Genomic DNA, 1638 nt, shown 5'->3' with positions numbered 1-1638 from the left:
CAGTGCTATCAGTAGGATGTCGATAGACTACTTCCCATGCTGTCGGTGAGCTATCGATTGGCTACGAAGTGATGCGAAGCACCAGGTAGGACTGTGTAGCGCACCAGGGCGCGGCGGCTGTGCTACTTGGCGTCGGGGTCCGGAGCACCGCCAGCCCTGGGGAAGATGGTGGGCCTTCTAGGCCTAACGGCTCATCGCCGCGCAGCCGCTGACCGAAGTGTTGTCGCCAACTGGCGACACGGCGTCCAACGAGTCCAAGATCCGCGCGCTCCTCCCGATCGCCGCCCGCGGCGCCCTGGTCGTCCACCACCCCATCTGGATCAACCCCCACATCAAAGGCCCTGACGGCAAGCCCCTATGCGCCGGCGAGAGCGTCCGCATCTGGGATCGGTGACCCCTGCGGCCAGTCGGCCGCACCAGCAGTGCCGTTCAGGAATCCAGGCGAGGAGGAGAGCCCGAACGGCACTGCCGTGGTTTCCGTTACTCGGAACTTTGATCCCGGACGAGTACCAGAGGACCGCCGAGGGAGCGCCGTAGCGCGGCGTTCAGCACCCGGCACGCGGTGACCCACCGCGTGATCTCCTGTTCGTCACCGCCGCAGCCTCGGATGACGCCCGCGACGTACTTCTGGGAGAGAGCCGGGCTCGACGACGCCGAGCCGTGGATGATCTTCGACACGGTCGACTTGGAGAACGCCTGTCCTGACCGGTCCGCGAGAGTCTGCATGCTTGGCTTGTCCGCCCACTCCCAGAACTCCCGCAGCCTCTGCAGCAGCTCCGGCATGTCCTGCGCCGACAGCGGGTCAGGCTTGAGGTTGTAGCCCGGCGCGTCACTCCACACCTGCTGCACCCCCGCCAGATCATGAATGTAGGTGGCCGGGGTCGGAGCGGCTGGGGCAGGGCGTTCCGTTCTGCGGCGGGCGGCCTTGCGCGCCACCATCAGGAAGTTTCCGGCGCGCAACTCGTAGAAGCGGTAGGCCATTGGAGGGTCGGGGGGGAAGTCCTCCATGTCGACCAGCTGGAGCAGGGAGAAGTAGGGAATCCTCAGGTCGCTCGTGGACTTGCCCGTGAGGTGCGCCGCTCTCTTTACGAACGGCCAGGAGGGGACGAGCTCCCCAGCAAGGACTCCGCGGATGATGTGGGAGTCGCGGGGCACCATGTTCATGGCCTGCCGGACCTGGTCCTCGCTCTCGAACTCGTAGAGCAGCGAACGGAACTCCCGGTAGAACGGGTGGTCTTGTGGAGGAGACGCCAGGAAATCGAGTTCAGTTGGCACGCTTCCCCCTGCGGTGCCGGGAACCCCGCATGGATCCCGTGAGGAACGCGGTGAGGTTGCCGTAACCGGCGACTACCGCCAGTTCGACGGCGTCTGAGGGGGTGTGGCCGCCATGCCAGGCGATGTATCCGAGAGCGGCGGCTGACGCTACTGCGGATCCGACGGCCTTCATCCGGCGTCCGCCCTTCACGGACACCGTGATCTCTGCCATGACCTAGAGGTTCCTTTCGGGGTAATGGAGCCCGATACGAAAAGATCACCGTCCGGTTCGCGGGGGCCTGCTACGTCCCGTCCGCGCCGTGAGTGGTGATCCGGTACTCATGCTTCCGCATTATCCGTACCGTGACAAACGGTACCGGCAGG

1 protein-coding gene is annotated in these 1638 nt (G+C 65.3%); it reads right to left on the bottom strand.

From position 1 onward, the window contains the following. Positions 1-480: 480 nt before the first annotated feature. A complete protein-coding gene (locus tag G339_RS0131995) occupies positions 481-1275 on the bottom strand; it encodes a hypothetical protein (protein WP_019635134.1) in 795 nt (264 codons plus the stop codon). Between the last annotated feature and the right edge of the window lie 363 nt (positions 1276-1638).

The sequence above is a fragment of the Actinomadura atramentaria DSM 43919 genome (genome assembly GCF_000381885.1).
Classification (GTDB): domain Bacteria; phylum Actinomycetota; class Actinomycetes; order Streptosporangiales; family Streptosporangiaceae; genus Spirillospora; species Spirillospora atramentaria.
Note: the sequence above shows the minus strand (reverse complement) of the source record. Positions and strands in the feature narration are given on the sequence as shown.